This window comes from Bacillus sp. K2I17 (genome assembly GCF_002209985.1).
In the GTDB taxonomy this organism is placed as follows: Bacteria; Bacillota; Bacilli; order Bacillales; family Bacillaceae_G; genus Bacillus_A; species Bacillus_A wiedmannii.
Window position 1 is genome coordinate 139,181 of sequence record NZ_NJGF01000006.1, and the last position, 21,352, is coordinate 160,532.

The 21,352-nt window shown below is 35.5% G+C and carries 20 protein-coding genes and 3 other annotated features; of the genes, 4 read left to right on the plus strand and 16 right to left on the minus strand.

Translation table 11 applies throughout. The features are described from left to right. Window positions 1-42: 42 nt before the first annotated feature. From ilvC to ilvE, 4 genes are read right to left on the minus strand one after another with little or no spacing between them, the layout of a single operon-like run. Complete coding sequence (gene ilvC / locus CER22_RS09945) at window positions 43-1,050, minus strand: ketol-acid reductoisomerase (protein WP_088608682.1); 1,008 nt, start codon at window positions 1,048-1,050, stop codon at window positions 43-45. 14 nt (window positions 1,051-1,064) lie between these two features. Then, complete coding sequence (locus CER22_RS09950; RefSeq protein WP_000019914.1) at window positions 1,065-1,295, minus strand: ACT domain-containing protein; 231 nt, start codon at window positions 1,293-1,295, stop codon at window positions 1,065-1,067. Continuing rightward, window positions 1,292-3,004: an acetolactate synthase large subunit gene (ilvB, locus tag CER22_RS09955; RefSeq protein WP_088608683.1), complete on the minus strand. Its 1,713-nt coding sequence runs from the start codon at window positions 3,002-3,004 to the stop codon at window positions 1,292-1,294. Before ilvB ends, CER22_RS09950 begins: the two co-directional genes overlap by 4 nt. A 23-nt stretch (window positions 3,005-3,027) precedes the next feature. Next, window positions 3,028-3,927: a branched-chain-amino-acid transaminase gene (gene ilvE, locus CER22_RS09960; protein ID WP_000528141.1), complete on the minus strand. Its 900-nt coding sequence runs from the start codon at window positions 3,925-3,927 to the stop codon at window positions 3,028-3,030. A gap of 151 nt (window positions 3,928-4,078) precedes the next feature. Beyond that, window positions 4,079-4,318: a binding site (T-box leader), on the minus strand. A 67-nt stretch (window positions 4,319-4,385) separates the two neighbouring features. Beyond that, window positions 4,386-4,631 (minus strand) — a binding site (T-box leader). A 260-nt stretch (window positions 4,632-4,891) separates the two neighbouring features. Between ilvE and CER22_RS09965 the strand changes: the two genes are divergently transcribed. Continuing rightward, window positions 4,892-5,650, plus strand: coding sequence for an SDR family oxidoreductase (locus CER22_RS09965; RefSeq protein ID WP_088608684.1), 759 nt, complete (start codon window positions 4,892-4,894; stop codon window positions 5,648-5,650). A 49-nt stretch (window positions 5,651-5,699) separates the two neighbouring features. On the opposite strand, the gene CER22_RS09970 is transcribed toward CER22_RS09965, so the two are convergent. From CER22_RS09970 to CER22_RS09985, 4 genes are read right to left on the minus strand one after another with little or no spacing between them, the layout of a single operon-like run. Beyond that, entirely contained in the window at window positions 5,700-6,389 is a 690-nt protein-coding gene (locus tag CER22_RS09970; RefSeq protein ID WP_075310075.1) for a response regulator transcription factor, read from the minus strand. 15 nt (window positions 6,390-6,404) lie between these two features. Next, window positions 6,405-7,895, minus strand: a complete 1,491-nt coding sequence (locus CER22_RS09975) for a sensor histidine kinase (protein WP_088608685.1) — start codon at window positions 7,893-7,895, stop codon at window positions 6,405-6,407. Window positions 7,896-7,922: 27 nt separating this feature from the next. Further along, window positions 7,923-9,167 (minus strand): copper resistance CopC/CopD family protein, encoded by a 1,245-nt coding sequence (locus CER22_RS09980; RefSeq protein WP_088608686.1) that lies wholly within the window; start codon window positions 9,165-9,167, stop codon window positions 7,923-7,925. Between the two features lie 16 nt (window positions 9,168-9,183). Then, window positions 9,184-10,812 (minus strand): multicopper oxidase family protein, encoded by a 1,629-nt coding sequence (locus CER22_RS09985; protein ID WP_088057877.1) that lies wholly within the window; start codon window positions 10,810-10,812, stop codon window positions 9,184-9,186. Window positions 10,813-11,059: 247 nt separating this feature from the next. On the opposite strand from CER22_RS09985, the gene msrA reads away from it, so the two are divergent. After that, complete coding sequence (msrA, locus tag CER22_RS09990; RefSeq protein WP_088608687.1) at window positions 11,060-11,596, plus strand: peptide-methionine (S)-S-oxide reductase MsrA; 537 nt, start codon at window positions 11,060-11,062, stop codon at window positions 11,594-11,596. Between the two features lie 163 nt (window positions 11,597-11,759). Here the strand turns inward: msrA and CER22_RS10000 are convergent, their stop codons facing one another. From CER22_RS10000 to CER22_RS10025, 5 genes are all read right to left on the minus strand, one after another. Then, window positions 11,760-11,960 carry a hypothetical protein gene (locus tag CER22_RS10000; protein ID WP_088062987.1) on the minus strand — a complete coding sequence of 67 codons (201 nt, stop codon included), beginning with the start codon at window positions 11,958-11,960 and terminating at the stop codon, window positions 11,760-11,762. A gap of 204 nt (window positions 11,961-12,164) precedes the next feature. Next, a complete protein-coding gene (locus CER22_RS10005; RefSeq protein ID WP_088608689.1) occupies window positions 12,165-13,061 on the minus strand; it encodes an RCC1 domain-containing protein in 897 nt (298 codons plus the stop codon). Window positions 13,062-13,226: 165 nt separating this feature from the next. Then, entirely contained in the window at window positions 13,227-13,868 is a 642-nt protein-coding gene (locus tag CER22_RS10010) for a FusB/FusC family EF-G-binding protein (RefSeq protein ID WP_088608690.1), read from the minus strand. A gap of 110 nt (window positions 13,869-13,978) precedes the next feature. Continuing rightward, entirely contained in the window at window positions 13,979-14,665 is a 687-nt protein-coding gene (locus CER22_RS10020; protein WP_088062986.1) for a DUF421 domain-containing protein, read from the minus strand. Between the two features lie 165 nt (window positions 14,666-14,830). Beyond that, on the minus strand, window positions 14,831-15,094 hold the full coding sequence (locus tag CER22_RS10025; protein ID WP_000878309.1) for a CD3324 family protein: 264 nt from the start codon (window positions 15,092-15,094) through the stop codon (window positions 14,831-14,833). Window positions 15,095-15,420: 326 nt separating this feature from the next. Here CER22_RS10025 and CER22_RS10030 point away from each other — a divergent pair, with 326 nt between their 5' ends. After that, window positions 15,421-16,125, plus strand: coding sequence for a polysaccharide deacetylase family protein (locus CER22_RS10030; RefSeq protein ID WP_088608691.1), 705 nt, complete (start codon window positions 15,421-15,423; stop codon window positions 16,123-16,125). Between the two features lie 39 nt (window positions 16,126-16,164). Here the strand turns inward: CER22_RS10030 and CER22_RS10035 are convergent, their stop codons facing one another. Continuing rightward, window positions 16,165-17,502, minus strand: a complete 1,338-nt coding sequence (locus CER22_RS10035) for a sodium-dependent transporter (protein ID WP_001088193.1) — start codon at window positions 17,500-17,502, stop codon at window positions 16,165-16,167. A gap of 302 nt (window positions 17,503-17,804) precedes the next feature. Then, window positions 17,805-18,027 (minus strand) — a binding site (T-box leader). Between the two features lie 221 nt (window positions 18,028-18,248). Between CER22_RS10035 and CER22_RS10040 the strand changes: the two genes are divergently transcribed. Further along, entirely contained in the window at window positions 18,249-19,883 is a 1,635-nt protein-coding gene (locus CER22_RS10040; protein ID WP_048543297.1) for a putative polysaccharide biosynthesis protein, read from the plus strand. A gap of 38 nt (window positions 19,884-19,921) precedes the next feature. On the opposite strand, the gene CER22_RS10045 is transcribed toward CER22_RS10040, so the two are convergent. Next, window positions 19,922-20,746 (minus strand): DUF4037 domain-containing protein, encoded by an 825-nt coding sequence (locus CER22_RS10045; protein ID WP_088608692.1) that lies wholly within the window; start codon window positions 20,744-20,746, stop codon window positions 19,922-19,924. 93 nt (window positions 20,747-20,839) lie between these two features. Further along, entirely contained in the window at window positions 20,840-21,352 is a 513-nt protein-coding gene (locus tag CER22_RS10050) for a GNAT family N-acetyltransferase (RefSeq protein ID WP_087983247.1), read from the minus strand.

Genomic DNA, 21,352 nt, shown 5'->3' on the forward strand with positions numbered 1-21,352 from the left:
TCAAATCCCCTCTTACGTATTTTTCACTTACAATCTCTTTCTCTATTTCTTTACTAATTCTTTCGGTGCATGAATCCAGCTCATCATTTCACGAAGCTCTGCCCCCACTTTTTCTAACTGATGATTTTTCTCTGCTTTTTTCATGGCATTATACGTTGGACGCCCAGCTTGATTTTCTAAAATCCATTTCTTCGCGAATTCACCTTGCTGAATTTCTGTAAGAACACGTTTCATTTCTTTCTTCGTTTCATCTGTAACAATTCTCGATCCTGTTACATAATCTCCAAACTCAGCCGTATCTGAAATAGAATGGCGCATGTTCGTTAAACCACCTTCGTACATTAAATCAACAATTAACTTTAATTCATGCAAACATTCAAAGTATGCAATTTCAGGACGATATCCGCCTTCTGTTAACGTTTCAAAACCAGCTTTCACAAGTGCAGTTACCCCGCCGCAAAGTACCGCTTGCTCACCAAACAAATCTGTTTCTGTTTCTTCTTGGAATGTCGTTTCAATTACACCTGCACGTGTACAACCTACACCTTTTGCATACGCAAGCGCTACACTTAATGCCGTGCCTGTTGCATCTTGATGTACAGCGACTAATGCCGGAACACCATTTCCTTCTTGAAATACACGGCGAACGAGATGACCTGGACTTTTTGGCGCGACCATTGCTACATCTACGTAACTTGGCGGATTAATTTGTCCGAAGTGAATATTAAATCCATGTGAGAAAAGTAACATTTGTCCTTCACGGAGATTCTCTTCTACTTCTGCTCTATACACATGTGCTTGCTGTTCATCCGGTAATAGCATTTGTACAACTTGCGCGGTTCGAACCGCTTCTGAAACAGACATTACTTCAAACCCATCTGCTTTTGCTACTTCAAAAGACTTACCAGGTCGAACACCGACTACAACTTCCACACCAGAATCACGTAAATTTTGCGCCTGTGCATGACCTTGAGATCCATAACCAATTACCGCAACTGTTTTCCCTTGTAATAACTCTAATTTTGCATCTTTCTCATAATACGTTTTCATATTCCATACACTCCTTATAATTTATTTACTTGCAGTACATCAATTAATTTTTTCAACTGACCGACAAGTAATGTCGCTTCATTTTCAGTACAAACTGCTGTGAGTTTCATTTCAGAAACGCCACTAGTATCTCTTTCGTTTAAATGTAAAGAAGAAATATAATAACCACGCCGAGCAAAAATCCCACTTATACGTAATAAGACGCTTGGCTCGTTATGAATAACGAGTGAAAAAGTATGACTCATTCTTCCCACCTCTTCATAATCATTTCGTTATTCCCTTTGTTTGGCGGAACCATCGGAAATACGTTTTCACCTTCTTCTACACAAAAATCAACTACGACAGGACCATCATGAGCAAATGCTTCTAACATCACTTGTTTCGCCTCTGTTGAATTTGTCGCCCTTAATCCCTTCACTCCATAAGCTTCTGCCACTTTCACAAAATCTGGTGATCCGATTTTTGACTCTGATAAACGATTTTCATAAAACATCTCTTGCCATTGCCTTACCATCCCTAAAAATTTATTATTTATAATAAATACTTTTACAGGAATATTATTTTCAGCAATTGTTTGTAATTCTTGAATGTTCATTTGAAAAGAAGCATCGCCCCCAATACAAATGACGAGTTCTTCTTCTTTCGCAAGCTGAGCACCAACTGCCGCTGGGAAACCAAATCCCATCGTTCCTAGTCCGCCAGATGTTAGAAACGTCCGTGGGTTTTTCGCTTTATAAAAATGAGCAGCCCACATTTGATGCTGTCCTACTTCTGTCGTAACAATCGCTTCACCATTCGTTAATTCACTTACTAGACTAATAACATGCTGTGGTTTTAACTCACATTCTTTTTGATTGTAGGAAAGAGGATATTCCGCTTTCCATTCCTCTATTTTCGTAAGCCATTCATTTGTTTGTGTACGAATTGGCATATGTAACAACATATGTAACGCTTTTTTCACATCTCCAACAATCGGATATTCCACAGTTACATTTTTATGGAACTCCGAAGGATCTATATCAATATGTACCTTTTTTGAATGCGGAGAAAAGAGTTCTAATTTTCCTGTTACACGATCATCAAAGCGAACACCTAACGCAAGTAATAAATCACATTCTGTTACTGCCATATTTGCAGCGTACGTTCCATGCATGCCGAGCATTCCTAAAAATAACGAATCTCCCGGCGGATATGCACCAAGTCCCATTAAAGTGGAAACGACAGGAATACGATTTTCCCTCGCAAACTGAATAAGTTCATCAGAACCACCCGAATGAATGATCCCTCCTCCAATATAAAGAAGGGGACGTTTTGCTTCGGAAATTGCTTTAGCTACCTCTTTAAGCTTCCTACCGTCTGGCATAGGCTCTAATTTGTACCCTGGAATCTCAATTACTTCATTATAAAAACTTGTTACATTTTCATTTTGAACATCTTTTGGAATATCAATTAATACTGGTCCTGGTCGCCCGCTTTCGGCGATGTAAAAAGCTTCTTGTACAATGCGTGATAAATGATTCACATCACGAACTTGGTAATTATGCTTCGTAACAGGTACTGTAATCCCGACAACATCTGCTTCTTGAAATCCATCTTTTCCGATGAGAGGTTTTGCAACTTGCCCTGTAATGACAACTAAAGGAATCGAATCCATATAAGCATCTGCTAAACCCGTAACTAAATTTGTCGCCCCTGGGCCAGAGGTAGCAAAGACTAACCCGACCTTTCCAGAAGCTCTCGCATATCCTTCTGCCGCATGAATGGCAGCTTGTTCATGACGAGTTAAAACGTGCTTCAAACCACTTCCATATAACGCGTCGTACACTGGCAAAATCGCTCCGCCTGGATAACCGAAAACAGTCGTTACACCTATTTTTTTCAAGCATTGAATAACATGTCCGGCACCTGTCACATCTTCACACTGTAATTTCTCACGTGTTGTATGTTGTTCCATTTTAATTAACTCCTCTCCCCTACCTACAGTAAGCTCTCCGCCAGTCCTGGAACACGTACTCCTCTTTCTCTCGTTAACTTTTTAAATTCCTCTGTCAATTGTTTCGTTACACTTCCTGGTTTTCCATCTCCAATCTCTCTTGAATCAACTTTTACAACTGGAATTAATTCTGCTGCCGTTCCTGTTAAAAACACTTCATCTGCTACATATACGTCATGGCGAGTAAATGGCCTTTCCTCACATGGAATATTAAGTCGTTCACATAGCTCGATAACACTATTTCTCGTAATACCTTCTAGCGCCCCTAAGTAAGAAGGAGGTGTTAACACTTTTCCATCTTTCACAACGAAAACATTGTCTCCAGATCCTTCACAAACATATCCTTGTTGATTTAACATAAGGGCCTCTAACACTCCTGCTTGTGCCGCTTCAATTTTCACAAGTACGTTATTTAAATAGTTCATTGACTTAATACGTGGATCTAATGCATCTGGCGTATTACGTCTCGATGCAACAGATACAACGCTTAGTCCATTATCGTAAAATTCCTGTGGGAATAACTTTAATTGTTCTGCAATGATAATAACGCTCGGTTTCACACAACTTCTAGGGTCGAGCCCTAAGTCACCTTTTCCCCTTGAAACAATTAATCGAATGTAGGCATCAGCATATTCATTTTTTTGCAATGTTTGTAAAACTGCTTCTTCCATTTCGTTAACTGTCAGTGGGATTGTAAGTAAAATAGATTTTGCCGATTCGTATAATCGTTTTACATGTTCTTTTAAACAAAATACATTTCCACCGTAACTACGAATCCCTTCAAATACACCATCTCCGTATAAAAAACCGTGATCATATACTGAAACAACTGCCTTTTCTTTTTCTACAAATTCCCCATTCATATAAATATACTGGTTTCCCATCTCACATCGCTCCTCTTTTTTCTCTCTATTTTTGCAATCTATTTCTATATCGATTGCTGAGATGAGTTGTTTTAACAGAATATTCAGTATATAAACCTTAAAAATATACTCGTCTCAACAATCGATTACATACATACTTGTAGCAATCCATTGCTGAGACGAGGGAATCGTGGTACCACTCAGCTTCCTTACACTTCTCACGAAATATAAGCTCTGCAAGTCCAATTAGACTTTTGTTTTTCTATCGGAAACAACTCCGCTACTTTTTACTAGTTTTCAAAAGTAGTACTCCGAGGTGATTTTCAATGATGAAATTGTTACCACCCTCACAGCTTCTGGGCAGCTCTCTGAAACAATTTTCTTCATTTACTCTCCTCTTCTACGCATTATCGTATTCTATTTTTTAAAATAAAAACTCTCGCCTCAGCAATCAACTACTACAATTTAGTAGCTTTGATTGCTGAGGCGAGAGTTTCGCGGTACCACTCAGCTTCCTTATACTTCTCGCGAAATATAAGCTTTGTAGGTCCAATTAGACCCCCGTCCTTTTACCGGAGACGATGCCGTCGCCCTCTACTCAGTTTCCCTTTCGCAAGCGATGCTCCGAGGTGATATTCAATGATTCGATTGTTACTACTCTCACAGCCTAGGAGCAGCTCTCTGAAACGATCATAACCATCTACTTTCCTCTTCTTTGCATATGTAACATATAAAGTTGAAAGATTCTTAATTAACTTTTATTTGTTAAACGTATTATAGGACGTTGTTCTTTTCATTGTCAACATGTTTTTCCAAAAAAAAATAAAATTCAATCAATTCAAGAGAAGTCTATTTATTTTTTCTCAAAACAAAATCGGAATGAACTTCTTACACATACTCATATATTACTTAAGTATGTTCGCATTACTACATAAAGAAAAACAACTTAATAACATAAAAATTTTTTTGAGGAGATGAGAAAACTATGTTAAAAGGAAAAGTGGCATTAGTTACAGGAGCAAGCCGAGGAATTGGACGTGCTATTGCAAAACGTTTAGCGAACGACGGTGCATTAGTTGCTATTCATTACGGAAATCGAAAAGAAGATGCTGAAGAAACTGTTTATGAAATTCAATCAAATGGCGGATCAGCTTTTTCTATCGGTGCAAACCTTGAATCTTTACATGGTGTAGAAACCCTTTATAGTTCTTTAGATAGCGAATTACAAAAAAGAACTGGTAGTACTAAATTTGATATTTTAATAAACAACGCTGGAATTGGTCCTGGTGCTTTTATTGAAGAAACGACTGAACAATTTTTTGATAGAATGGTTTCTGTTAATGCAAAAGCACCATTCTTTATCATCCAACAAGCTCTATCTCGTTTACGTGACAATAGCCGAATTATTAATATTTCATCCGCTGCCACTCGTATTTCTTTACCTGATTTCGTTGCATATAGTATGACGAAAGGCGCTATTAATACGATGACTTTCACGCTAGCAAAACAGCTCGGAGCACAAGGAATAACAGTGAATGCAATACTTCCTGGATTTATTAAAACCGATATGAATGCAGAACTCTTGAGCGATCCAATGATGAAACAGTATGCCACTACCATTTCCGCTTTTAATCGCTTAGGTGAAGTAGAAGATATTGCCGATACCGCGGCATTTCTCGCTTCTCCAGACAGCCGCTGGGTTACTGGACAATTAATTGATGTGAGCGGAGGATCTTGTTTGTAATTTCTTAATCTACTTACGCAAAAAAAGCCAGCATTTTTGCTGGCCTTTTTCACTGTGTAAAACGATACCCTACTCCCCAAATTGTTTCGATATATGATTTATCAAATGGATCGAGTTCAATTTTGTGACGAATATTTTTCACATGGACAGCAACCGTTGCTGCATCACCAATTACATCCATCCCCCATACAGTTTCAAAGAGACGATCTTTACTAAATACTTGATTTGGATGTTCTGCCATACAAGTTAATAAATCAAATTCTTTTCCTGTTAACATGATTTCAGTTCCATTTACAAATACACGTCGGGCCGATTTATCAATAAGTAATCCTCGAATACGAATTTCATCTTTTATTTGTTCTCGTTTTCCTGTTAAACGATCATAACGAGCTAGATGAGCATTTACACGTGCCACCATTTCACTCGGGCTAAACGGTTTTATAATATAATCATCTGCTCCAAAACCTAACCCTTTAATTTTATCAATTTCCTCTTGTTTTGCGGACACCATAAGTATTGGTATGTCCTTTTCCAATCGAACTTGTTTACAAATTTCATATCCATCTATTCCCGGTAACATTATGTCTAAAATTAACAAGTCATAATCCTCCAGCAGAACTCTTTGTAACCCTTTTTCGCCAGAGTAATCAATATCTACTGTATACCCAGCAACCTCTAAATAATCCTTTTCTAACTCTGCTATAATAGCTTCATCTTCAATAATTAAAATTCTTTTCAAGATGCTCTCCTTTTTCTAATTGATTTTTTGTAATGTAAATGCCAGCGTCGTTCCTTTACCTTTTTTGCTTTCTACCCAAATATCACCACCATGTTGTGTGATAATCTGATGTGCAATTGACAAACCAAGTCCGCTTCCACCTGTTTTAGAATTTCTAGAATGATCTGCACGATAAAACCTTTCAAATATATGAGGCAACGCCTTCTCTTCTATTCCTACCCCATTATCTTTTATGTAAATCGTTACATAATCAATAGATTCGGTCATGCGAATTCCTATATATCCTTCTTCTTTATCCATATACTTCACACTATTCCAAATGATATTTGTAATAACACGACGTAATTTTTCACGATCACCTTTTACCAAAATAGAAGTATCCTTTTGAGTATCCCATCTCACTGTAATTCCCTTATCTTGCAATTCAAGCTGTAGTTCTTCTATGCAATCAGATAAGTATTGGTTAATTTCAACCTCTTCAAATTGAAATGGTTCCTCTTTCAAATCAAGTTTTGAAAAGAGAAAAAGCTCGTCAATTAATTGATCCATATCAAACACTTTATGATAAATAATCGTTAAATATTTATCTAATTGTTCTGGAGTTCGAGCGATACCTTCTTTAATTCCTTGTACATAACCTTTAATAGCCGTTATTGGCGTCCGTAAATCATGAGAAATATTTGAAAGCAACTCTTTACGATTCTTTTCATATTGCATTTGCAACTCGACCGATTCCTTCAATCTGCCACGCATCTCTTCAAACGATAAACTTAATTCACCTATTTCATCTTTCGCAAGTGGCTTTACTTGAAAATCTAAATCACCCTTTTGAATTCTTTCCGTTGCCTGCTTTAATGAATGCAATGGTTTAATAATACTCCGTGATATAAAATATGTTAATATTCCATTCGTAATAATTAACCCAAGTATTAAAGAGAATACGAAATACGGGAAAAATTCTCTAATCATTTCTTCTAAAGGATTTACATACTCAAATACAAAAATACTGACCTTATCCTTCTCTTCATCGTAGTAATCAAATTGCTTATAGTAAAAAGAATTACCCTCTATTTTCACATCCATTCCCTTTCTTTGTCCTTCCGTTTCAAATGCGGGTAGGTATTTATCAAAAGAAGAGATTTTAAAATATGGGGATGAATATGTAAGCTCATCATTTTTTCGAATTAGTAATCCTGCTTGATTATCGTTTAATTCTTTATCAGTTTCCTTTAAAAAATTTATATCCTCCAATTTATCTGGAGCATACGATGAAAGAATTTTCAACCTACTGAAAATATCATCTTCATCTTCTTTTGTACGAATAGCTCCCTCCTGCTCTTTATCAATGAGAGAATGACTATTTTGATTAAGACCAATGATTGCTTTTGCAATACGAATATCACCAAATAAAGTAACACTAATTAACATAACTGCTATACCGCAAAAAACGATTGGAATAATTACCATCGCAACATACGACAACAGCAATCTAATACGGATTGACATTACAGAACTCCTATGAACATTATAATTTTAGCTTGTTACAGAATTCACCGGAAACGAAACTTGACTCATCCAAATACCAGCTAACAATACGAGTATAGCTAGAACAATTTCTAAGAGCAATAAACGGCGATTAACTGTTCCAATATCGATACCCCATGTTTTCGTTTGTCTCCATGCTACAATTGTAATTATACATACAGTAAGAATCTTTATATTTAAAAGGTTCGTCCATATTGAATTTAAATTAAAAAGTACCCAATTCCTTGTCTGTAGAAACACAATTAATTCCCCAGAAAGAAATGCTAGAATAAATGAAATACCAGCAATAATGCTAAAATGTTTACGGAAACGCTTTTGATCAAATGTAATTTTGTATAATGTTGTCCACGCTATAACAAGAACTAAATAAATAAGTGCTCCTAGCCACACTGCAATACTCATAACATGGACCATTCTAATTATAACTGCTGCCCAATTTGGATTAGTAATCCATACATGACCTGTGAAAGAAAAACTCGCAACAAGAAATCCCCAAACTAGCGCATACCATTCGTTCCCCATATGTTGCAAAGACATAAGAACTAATAATAGCAGTTGAATCATAATAATAACTGAAAATGGCGAATGAATAAGTAAACTTCCCTTCGGAATAACTGACTTATATACTATTAATTCAGCTATTAATCCTACTACAAGTATAGAGAAGAAAATCTTTTTCATATTCTTCATTCTTTGCAATATGCACGGTAATCTATAACGTTTAACAAACATATCGAGCCACTTTACTCCTGCTCCAATTAAAATCATTCCCTCTACAATATAGCGTAGTGTTACTATCATAACATCTGAAAATACTGAGCCACTCCCACTCGCATTTCCCTCTACCACTACATTAGTTTGTACTTCTTCTCCAATTGAAAAGGGATAGCTGCCCTCACTCGGATGTCCGTCTGCAGAAATCATAGACCACCTTACTGTGTAAGTACCATTATTTAAGTTTGGTAATTTCACTTTTATTTTTGTTGGGTTATCTAATATTTCAACCTTTGATACTTGCACTCTCTTTGCACTTGGATCTAGCAGTTCAATATTGACTACATTTCCTGTAACTGGTTCACTAAATTCAAGAATAATCTGTTCCGGTTGTACTGTAAGAACCTCCCCCTCTTTAGGGGTGGCTCCTACAACACTTGTATGAGCAAATACACTACTATGAGAAAATAAAAATATACTTACACTTGTTAAAATAAATACTATCATTCTATAAAGCATGAAAACCTCCGTATTATTATTCTGGATGATTACCTGAGTGATCTCCGGTAGAAAATGGAGTAGTTACCCCCTCATAATTCATCATCGTATGCATTCCTTTTTCCGCATGAACGAGATGATGACAATGAACCATCCATAGTCCACTATTATTTGCCTCTAAAGCAATTTCATATTCTTCTCCCGGAAAAACATTAACTGTATCTAAGTAAATCGGACTTCCCTCCATTGGTTTACCATTTTTAGAAATAACTTGGAATGTATGTCCATGCAAGTGCATTGGATGAATTTCTTCTCCCTTATTTTTAAAGCGAATCTTAACTTTATCTCCTTTCTCTACTTTAATGGGTGGAATGTCAGGTGATGTCTTTCCATTAATCGTATACACCCATTTTTCTTGTCCATTTACATCTTTCACACCTTCTGCCAAATCCATATCATAGACCTTTGTAAACTTTGAATCTATCGTAAACTTGCCAACTTCTTTTTCTCCATATTTCGTAAAATCAAACCATGGATAACTCTTTATATCAATAGGTTTTTTCGGCAAAGAACCGTTCCCAATAGTCGCCGTTAACATTCGATTCATTTTCTTAGATGGATCCACATTAATAAGTTTTACACTCGTTGTTTCCGGCATTTTAAAAACAAGGTCATAACGTTGTGCAGCTCCCATCGGAAGAATTGCTTTATCTAGCTCGTCCCCACCTTTTATATCACGACCATCTAATGCGATAATTTGAAATGGCGCCCCAACTAATGTCATTAAATGCGTATTATTCCCAGCATTAATTAAGCGAAGGCGTACTGTTTCACCTGGTTTTGCATCCAATCGTAGTCCCTCACTTGTATCATTTAATGTAAATACATCGTAATCATCTCCATCAGATAAATCTTTGAGTTGATCATTACTTGGCATCATTAACGGGCCTTCTAAAGTTTGCGCCTTTTCATTTCGAATATGATTGCTAGGGTAGCTATCCCAATCTTTATCTTGTTCGCCATTATGCTTACGGGTTTTTATGGCTCCTGTTTTCCATTCATGGATCGCCACTGTATAATCCTTTTCATATTTTACAGCTGGTTTATTCGGTTCAATAACGATGGTTCCAAATAGTCCCCGCTCCGTTTGTATTGCACTTTTTTGATGTGAATGATACCAATATGTCCCCACCTGATCAGCATTAAATGCGTATGTATATGTTTCACCTGGTTTTATAGCATTTTGCGTAACACCTGGAACACCGTCTACCGCCGCAGGAACATCTAATCCGTGCCAATGGATTGTAACTGGTTCTGGCAATTCATTTTTCAAATTTACAACAATACGTTCACCTTGTTTAACTCGAATTTGAGTACCCGGTGATGTTCCATCAAAGGTCCATGCATCTACCTTTTTCCCATCTCCCAAATCTAAACTTGCTACTTTCGCCGTAATATTAAAAGTTTTTGTAACCCTTTTTTTGGCATCTGAATTAGCAATAGATGTAATTGATTCTGAAGTAGATGTTGCATCTGTTAACTTCTTTTTTTCATTTGTACCTGGGTAATTATTTATTAAAAAATATCCAAAAATAACTAACCCTAATAGTAAGCATGCCGCAATCAATATATTTCTTAAATCGCTTTGTATAAATTCCTTTTTCATATTAGTCTCTCTTTCATTTTTTGTTGTAAACTATTAATTTTCATACGTGAATTCATTGCCTATCACCTCACATCTTCACTTCGATTTACATCATAACACTCAGAAAAAAAGAAACTTTGAAGGAATTTTAAAGACTTTATAAAGAAATATATTTCAATTTTCCTTTACTTCTAAATCTTTTTTATTGCGTAATAAAAAAGATTGTATAATACTATATAAAACATATATATTTAGGAGGATTACAACAATGTCCAAAAAAACATACGAACTCGCAACCTTCGCAGGCGGTTGCTTTTGGTGCATGGTAAAGCCATTTGATGAACTTCCTGGTATTCATAAAGTACTTTCTGGCTATGCAGGTGGTCATGTAGAAAACCCAACATATGAACAAGTAAAAGCTGGTACATCTGGTCATTTAGAAGTTGTACAAATTACATTCGATCCTTCTATTTTTCCATATGAAAAATTACTAGATTTATATTGGCCACAAATCGATCCAACTGATGATGGCGGACAATTCTTTGACCGCGGTCCCTCTTATCGCACTGCTATTTTTTATCATAATGAAACGCAAAAAGAGCTTGCTGAAAAATCAAAACAAGCTCTTGCAGAAAGCGGTATGTTTAAAGAGCCAATTGTAACTGAAATTCGCCCGGCTGCACCTTTTTATGAGGCTGAAGAATACCATCAACATTTTTATAAAAAAAATCCGGAGAAATATGCTACTGAGCAAAAAGAATCTGGCCGTGAAGACTTTATAAAAGAAAATTGGCAAAAAAAATAATAAAAATGCATCGTACCTTTTAAGTACGATGCATTTTTATCTTTGAAAAAAGTACCATACAATGATGATAACAACCGCTGTCAATGTCCAAAGTGCGATTTCATTTTTCACTCTACTCTTTTTCTTATTCATTTCCTCTCCTCCTAATAGAAATACAACATATTCAAGATTTCCTCTGTTTAATTGTCCACCTTATATACGTGAATACATCCTTACAAATTTTTATAACAAGACCACCGACGATTCCGATTGCAATTGAAATTACTAACATCTGTACAAAACTAAAAGTAGTTGTGTATGTTATGTAGATAACAATGCATACAAGTAAAACATCCGGTAAAGAAAGCAAAAACTTTTTAAGCATTTCTTCAGCTCTCCTATGCTTTATTTGTAATTTATACTTTCTACTGTAGCTTTGAAATAAAGTTTGTTCAAAAATTCCATTTAGACACTCATTTTATGGAAAAAGAATAAGAACCTCTTTTAAAAAGGGGTTCTTATCTACATATCCTATTCCATAATTACTCCTAAAATAGAATAATATTACTAGTGATTTGTTGTGAATTAACTATTTGCTAGGCAATCGGATGTTACGCCAGCTACCTACATCGCATTGACCGTATGTATTATCACCTACTGCTACCACCGTGCCATCTAATTTCAGACCGACCGTATGCGCACAACCCGCCGCTATCGCTACAATATCACGCCAATCGCTTACATTACATTGACCATACTCATTCCAGCCGACTGCCACCACGGTACCGTCTGATTTAAGTCCGATTGTATGATTCGTACCAGCCGCTATTGCCATAATATCTTTCCAGCTGCCTACATCGCATTGACCAAGTTTATTATTACCCACTGCCATCACTTTGCCATCCGATTTCAAACCAACAGTATGAAGATAACCTGCCGTCAACTCCACCATACCACGCCATCCACTTACATTGCATTGGCCATATCGATTATTCCCCACAGTCGTCACTGTTCCGTCCATTTTAAGACCAACTGTATGCCAGTCACCCGCCGTGACCACCACAATATCTCTCCAGCTACTTATATTACATTCTCCTTCTTTATTTCGCCCCACTGCTACTACTGTGCCATCCGGTTTAAGGCCAATGGTACGACGCCACCCCGCCGCAACCGATACAATATTATGCCAGTCGTTTACATCACATTGATCATGCTTATTCCATCCCACCGCTTCCACAGTATTATCACTTTTAAGAGCGATTGTATGAGCATTACCCGTGTTCGTCGCCATATGAACATTGCCCACTGCGACTGCTTCAATATCACACCAACCGCTTACATTGCATTCTCCTTCTTTATTTCGCCCCACTGCCACAACTGTGCCATCCGATTTAAGAGCAACTGTATGACCACGACCTGCCGCTATCGTATCTTTAGGCCACCGTTTCACTTTTAACATTTCTTCTTTCGGTGAAATGTAATTCATGTTTTACCTCCTTGCATATAAGCAAATGTATCCAAATAGATATTTTTTATCTAATTTCATTATAAATGACCCGACTTTTTTTATAAATTTACAGCTACAAAAGAAGCCTATTACTACTTCTTCAAAAAATAAAAACCTCCAGTTTAAATACTAGAGGTTCCTTCTTTATTTCTTCAATCGTTCAATAAAATCGTTCAATTTATCAAGTGATTTCATATTCTGATTACAAGCTACACCATCTTTGCAAATATAGTTTCCCTTTTTAACGAACGTTCCTTGTATATCACCTTTAATTTCAACTAAAAACATTCCTACTTCTTCATGTCCATGACATAATGAACAAATGCTCTTTTTATTTAAACTTTGGAACGTTCCTTGCAGACCAACAAACTTATTTTTATCATTTTTCGCTATAATAAATTTCCTGCTTGACCCTTTATCAATCCAGCTTAAATAAGATAATTCTTTCATGTTCAGTTCTTCCATATCAGGAAGTTTTAATTTTTTCGCTTTAGGGAATAATTTTTTTAATGTTTGCGCTGTAACTTCCTGAAACGGAATGACATACGGATTTATTTTCAGTAAAAACGATTCTGCATCTTCTCTATTTTGAACTGTTAATACGGTATCAATTAACTCTTTCTGTTCATCCGTTAAATTCTCAAATACATGTATTATCTTTTCAATCGCTAGTGATTTTAACGCTTGAATTACACCTCTATCATTTGCCGTTGCGTGCCCATTTGCTAAAATATAAGCTTGTGATTTTATAAAATTATATTGATCACTTCTAATAAAAGCTTCCATCTTTATCACTCCATACAAATTGTTGATCTAGTCTTATTGTATACAATGATTCAGCTTTTTGATATGTAAAAGATAACTTAGAAACGAATATTACATACATCGATTATATTTTACCGCTCCATTTCCTGACAAAAGAAACCATCGTCTGTTTTCCATTCAGCATATAATACATCCTCAAATTTAGTAATCCCTCTTTGCTTTATTTGCTTATACAGCCATCCTTCATCAAAACCAGCTTCCCTCAAATTATCTTTCACTACTTTTCCATCACTAATTAATGAAATTGGTAAGTATACAGGCTTATGTTTTAAACTTAAATCATTTATAGTAGGAGATTCATATTTGCTCTTTTTCAGAACGCTTATGTTTCCGTTAGGTTCCAAAATCATATATTCAACTTCTCGAATTGAAAAAATATCTTTTTGCTGCCTAAGCATTTGTTGTAATTGATTAATATCTAAATGATTTGAACTTAATTGTTCTCGGTCAATTTTTCCATTACGGATAATAATTGAAGGATACCCTTCAAAAAACCTTCTTGTTCCTCTTATTTTTTGTGTTATCACTTCTATTGAATAAATTAAAATTACCCAAACAAATACTGAATATAAAATAGACCACACTTTAATTTTAGGATCATATATTGAATTTCCAACGAGCTCACCAAGGACGATAGCTGAAATAAAATCAAAGGGGGTTAGCTGAGATATTTGTGTTTTCCCTAGTATTTTTGTAGCAATTAATAGAACAAAGAAACCAATTAAAAGCTCTATCGTTATTTGTCCAATATGATTCATAAATGCTCACCTTTCTGCTTTTCACTCAAATGTTCTATATTCTATTTAGTAAAAAAACGACACATTTTTCTATTATTTTGTCCATTCATACGCAATATATCCAATAGATACAAAGCAAAAAAAGAGTCTAGTTCAATTTAATAATTGAACTAGACTCTTTTATTTTCATTTAGAATACACGATCTTTTTAATCGTTTCTCCGGAAAGAAAATGCTCCTCCGCAAGTTGATGAATGGAAATTCCGCTTTTAAACGCTTCTTTAATAGCTTTATTTCTTTCATCTAATTGTTTTCTTCCTCCAGATCGTGTACCCCATTTATAATGTTTCGTTTCTTGTTTTGGAATGTAAATTGTTTCACCTTGTATATACTTTTGAATTTCAGTAATTAAACTTTCTGGTAAAACTGTCGCAGCTTTAACGTATTTCATTTCTGCTCGCCCCTTATTTTTTATGGTTCATTTCAATAAGGTGCAAAGCCAAATATAAAAAATGATACGAGCTCATTTAGGCGATTGTATATTACTTGTCTACCTCACGCAAAGTATCGCCATTTCCATACTTGGCTTTGCATGAGACGCTGCAGTGTCCGGCAATTGAATTGTAATCGCCATATAAACACCTCCTAATATACCTTTTGCATTTTATTATATGATAAATTCCTCCCCCTTGCATCCACATCCTTTTTAAAGCATGAAATTACTTAGTTTGATATAATACTTTTTAGTCCAATTCAAAAATATAGTGAGGTTGCTTTATGAAAAAGAAAATAATTATTACAATCGTTACATTATTCATTATTACTGTAGCATTATTTGGAACATACAAATTGATGAACGCAAGAAGTTTTCAATTGTTTGGAAATTTAACAAACCGATTAGAAACAAATGAAAAAGTGATTGCTTTAACTTTTGATGATGGTCCTACGAACAATGTAAAACAAATATTACCGCTACTAGATACATACAATGCAAAAGCTACTTTCTTTTTAATCGGAAATGAATTAGAAAAAAACCTATCGTTAGGAGAATCTATCGTACAATCTGGACACCAAGTTGGAAACCATACATATTCTCATAACAGAATGGTTTTTAAAACACCTTCTTTTATTAAAGAAGAAATAGAAAAAACGAATTCATTAATCCGCCAAACAGGATATACAGGCGAAATTGATTTTAGACCACCTAACGGAAAAAAGCTAATTGGTCTGCCCTATTATTTAAATAAAAATAATATCGAAACAATCACATGGGACCTTGAACCTGATACTTTTTATAAATCTGCTGCTGATAAAATTGAATATGTTAATAAAAATGTACAACCAGGTTCTATCATTTTATTACACTCTATGTACGATGAGTCTAATGAAAATTTACAGACCATTGAAGGTATTTTAGACTCATTATCTAAGAAGGGCTATCAGTTCGTAACAGTAAACGAACTCCAAAAAAGAGCAAAGTAAAAAGGTAGCGTATCATAGAGCGATACGCTACCTTTCTTTTTAAATAATGCCAAGTACATTTAAGAATACGATAATAATCGCAATTGGTGCGATAAAGCGAAGTAAGAATAACCATAATACGAACAGTTTATAGCCTTTATTTTTACTTACACCAAGCTCTTTCATTAATACATCTTTCTTCATTTTTAAAGGAACAAAGATGGAAACTAATAAAACACCAAGTGGCATTAGTACGTTACTCACTGCATAATCCGCTAAATCAAAGACTGTCTTTCCGAAAATCTTCAGATCACTTAATATACCAAATGATAATGCTGATGGTACTCCAACAACGAAGATTAATAATCCTACGATTAAAGCCATTTTTTCACGTTTCCCTTTTCCTTTTGCAGTTAAAGATGCAACGCTAATTTCTAACATCGAAATTGCTGATGTAATAGTAGCAAAGAAGAATAGTAATAAGAAAACGATGAAGAATAATTTTCCGAATGCCATTTTACTGAAAATAGCAGGTAATACGATAAATAATAGCCCCGGCCCTTGAGATGGTTCCATTCCAAATGCGAACACTACTGGGAAAATTGCAAGCCCTGCAAGTAATGTAATAACAAGCGTTAAAGCTACGATAGAAAATGCTGAACGCGGTAAACTTTCTTCTTTCGGTAAGTAAGAACTATATGTTACCATAACGGCTACCCCGACAGATAACGAGAAGAACGATTGTCCCATTGCATATAAAATGACTTCTGATGTTACGTTTGAGAAGTCAGGTTGTAAGAAGAAACGAACTCCCTCTCCAGCACCATCTAACGTAAGTGCACGAACGATTAAAACAAAGAATAAAACGAATAATGCTGGCATGAAATATTTATTTACTTTTTCAACACCATTTTGTACACCTTTACTTACGATGAAAATAGTAATAAGGATGAATAATAGCTGTGATCCAACTGCTAAATACGGATTGGAAATGATTTCACCAAACGTAGCTTCGTATGCCCCATTTCCTTCCCATAGTCTACCTGTAATTGCATTCCATAAGTATAATAAAATCCAGCCTCCTACAACACTGTAGAAAGAAAGTAATATGAAACAAGTTACAATCCCTAATTTCCCTAGCCATGGCCATAATGTTTTTGGTGCGATTTCTCTATATGCATCAACAGCCTCTTTTTGTGTACTTCTTCCAATAACGAATTCAGCTAGTAATAGCGGTAAACCAATTAATAATGTGAAACCGATGAAAATAAGGAAGAACGCCCCGCCCCCTCCGATGCCGGCCATATATGGGAATTTCCAAATCGCCCCAAGACCAATTGCTGAACCTGCTGCAGCTAATACGAAACCTAATTTCGATGTCCATTGCTGTGAATTCATTTGTTAATCTCCTCTCTGTCTCTTTTTCTTTGTTTCAGTTCAGTATTTATATTGTTCTATCAATACTCTTTTCTAATACGTTCACTTCCTCCCTAATAATAAAAAAACGCCCCTACGTAAATACGTAGGGACGACAAAAATATCGCGGTACCACCCTAGTTATGAAGATACAACAAAGTTAGGACCTAAATAAAAAACGTCCCTACGCAAATACGTAGGGACGATAAATTATCGCGGTACCACCCTAGTTATGAAGCCACAACAAAGTTAGGAACTAAACAAAAAACGTCCCTACGTAAATACGTAGGGACGATAAATATCGCGGTACCACCCTAGTTGTGAAACAATCTTCACCACTTTATTTGATAACGGTATAAACTACCGTCTTTCATTTCCTCAAAATATGAGATTTATGAAAGATGCTCCAGGACGAACTTCATGAATAATCTATATACTGATTCACACCAACCATCAGCTCTCTGAAATAGGGAGATATTCACTACTATACCCTTTCATTGCCCAAATATTATTTTCCGAATTGATTACTATCATTTTTATCACACATTAAAAATAGTGTCAACTTATATTTTGAATTTTTATGTATTACATTCTATTTAAAAAATGTAAAATATGACTTTTAAATGAATAATATTAGAATATTTATGTTCCATACTATATTAACTTCTCTAACAGGTTTATAGTAGTATACGATAAATGCAAGACAGCACGAGTAGGAGGAAAGAATTTTGTCTACTTCAAAAGTTTTAAAAGGTACTGCTTTATTAAGTGGTGCAACAATGATTTCACGTATATTAGGTTTTATATACTTCTTCCCTTTTCAACTATTAGTCGGAACACAAGGGGTCGCTTTATATGGATATGCATACTCTTGGTACGGTATTTTATTAAGCTTTTCAACAGCTGGTATTCCTATTGCTGTTTCCAAATTTGTTGCAAAGCATAATGCGCTCGGTGATTATAGTACAAGCAAAAAATTATACAACTCTAGCGTAAAATTAATGTTGTTTATGGGCTTTTTAGGGTTTTTAACTTTATTTATTGGAGCACCATACATATCACAATTTATTATTCGCTCGAAAACGCCAGATCCACAATTTATCGCCGACGTAACACTTACGATGCGAGCATTAAGTTTCGCACTTATTATCGTACCAGCTATGAGTGTTACACGTGGCTATTTCCAAGGTTTTCAACATATGAAACCAAGTGCCGTTTCTCAAGTCGTAGAACAAATTGCGCGCGTGGTTTTCATTTTAGTTGGTAGTTTTATCGTTTCAAAACTATTAGGGGGGGCAGTCGCCTCTTCTGTTGCAGTTGCTACGTTTGGCGCTGTTATCGGAGCGCTTGCCAGCGTTTCGATTTTAATGCTGTACTGGAAAAAATATAATGGATTAAAGCCTCCCGAAGGAGAATTAAAGTCAAGGGCATCGAATATTCCATTAAAAAATATTTATATGGAATTACTTCGATATGCAATCCCAATTGTATTTGTCGGCATTGCAATTCCACTCTACACGTTAGTAGATCAATATACTGTAGCTGATGTCCTTAGGGCGATGGGCGAGCCGTTAGAAACAGCGAATGCAGTTTTCGCTTATATAACGAACTATGCCCAAAAGTTAATTATGATTCCAGCTTCTCTTGCAACTGGATTCTCATTAACGATCATTCCGGCTATAACGAAATCGTATACAAGCGGGAAACTAGAAGAACTACAAGAACAAATTGCAAAGATATTTCAAGTCTTATTATTCTTCACTATCCCAGCTGCATTCGGTCTTGCTAGCATCGCTTACGATGCCTTCCGTATGGTTTATGTAAATCCTGAAATTGCACTTGGGGGATCACAATATTTAATTTCATTTGCACCTTCTGCTATATTAAGTGCGATTTTCACAGTTTCAGCAGCTATATTACAAGGAATCGATTATCAAAGAAAAACGATGATCGCTTTCTCAGTCGGTATTCTCGTTAAAGTTTTAGTAAATACACCGCTCTTACATTTATTTGGCGGACACGGTGCTGTACTTGGAACAATTCTTGGATACCTCGTTTCCAATGTTATTATGTTGTACTGCATCATTAAGTTTGCGAAATTTAAAATTGGTGAGACAGCAAAAACAGTACTTCTTATTACAATTTACTCCGCTGCAATGTCTGCTGTTGTAATTGCATTAAAAGCGATTTTAAAATGGATGATTCCTGGACAATCCTATATGGAATCACTTCTCATTGTCTTTATATGCGGCGCTGTAGGAGGGATTGTTTATCTTTTATTCGTCCTAACGAGCGGACTTGCTTCACATATTCTCGGTGATAGACTTCAACGATTACCCATACTAGGTAAATTAGTCAAATAAAAAGAAGGGAGGTAACTCATTGTTACATCCCTTCTTTTTTACTTCGCATATTGTATACGTTTTTGTTGTTCAGTAATATGTAATTCTGGAGCATATTGTTGTACTAAATGTAATAGCTCTTCAATTAACACTTCTAACTCCTGTACACTATACTCCGGTTTCCCTATTAACGTATTTGCCATACGCTCGTATAGATTTTCAGGCTTAATAATCATTCGTTCCACATTATGTGGCATCCATTTAAATGCCGGATGATGTACATACATTTTATTCAAACCAAATAAGACCCCAAATATATTTCTTTGCACTTCACAAATAACATCATATAACATAAGCCAGTCTTTTCGTTTTAAAAGCGCCTCTCGATTATGCCAGCGATTACTTAACCAAAGATTTTCTGAAATCATCCGTTTCGCTAGGTCTTCTGGATATGCCACCACTCTATCTTTTAATTCATGTACTTTCTCTTCTCCATACAAACTAACACCATCATGAACGGATGATACGATACATTGTTTTTCATAACTTATATCATATTGATCCACCACATCCGAAATAACTTTCTCTACAGTTCCAGTTAAAAAGTTACTAATCTCTAATTTAATTCCCTCTTTTGTCAAATACGTTTCCGACCATTCTTCTTCCTCGTAAGGGTGATATGACAAAATTGTTCCACCAATATAGTTAATTGGCCCTTTGCGATCCTCATCCTCTGGTGGCATTGACCATAAAATATGCAATTCTATATCTGAATGTTCATCTTCTAGTTTTCTAGCTACTGAACCCGCTAAAATAATAGTCTCTACTTTCGGATTTCTCCTATAAATCTCCGACATTTCTATCGCTTTCTCTTTTAATCCCACTTCATTTCCCCCTATAATTGCAGTACACAGTTACCTTTTTATTTATCTATTTCGATATTATGCATTGTATTCCCTTTTCAATATCCCACTAAATCATATTTCTATCCAATAACGCTGAACAATTTCCCCCGTATGAACAGAAACTACTTCATCTTCTAACATACCGCCAACCTTTTGAATCGTTTTAGCCGAAGCGATATTAACTTTATCGCAAGTTATTAACACTTTCTGTAACCCTAACTTTTGTGCTTCATCTAATGCAAGTTGTAGTTGTTTCGTAGCGTAACCTTGACGACGTTTATTTGGATGTACACTATAACCGATATGACCGCTTTCCAGTAATAATTCTTGGTTTAATCTATGTCTAATATTCACAAAACCTATAAGTTCCCCTTTTTCAAAACTTAAAAATTGACTAGACGGTACTCGATTACCTTGTAAGTTTTCTTCCACTTCTTGTATACTCACTTTTTCAAACCATTTATCGAGAGAATCAAAATTTTGTAAAGAACTACTACCATGTGGTTTTTCATCCGTATGTAAAAATGCCTCCCGATACTCTATAATTTGTTCGCTATATTCATTTGTTGGTTTTAATAGTTTCAT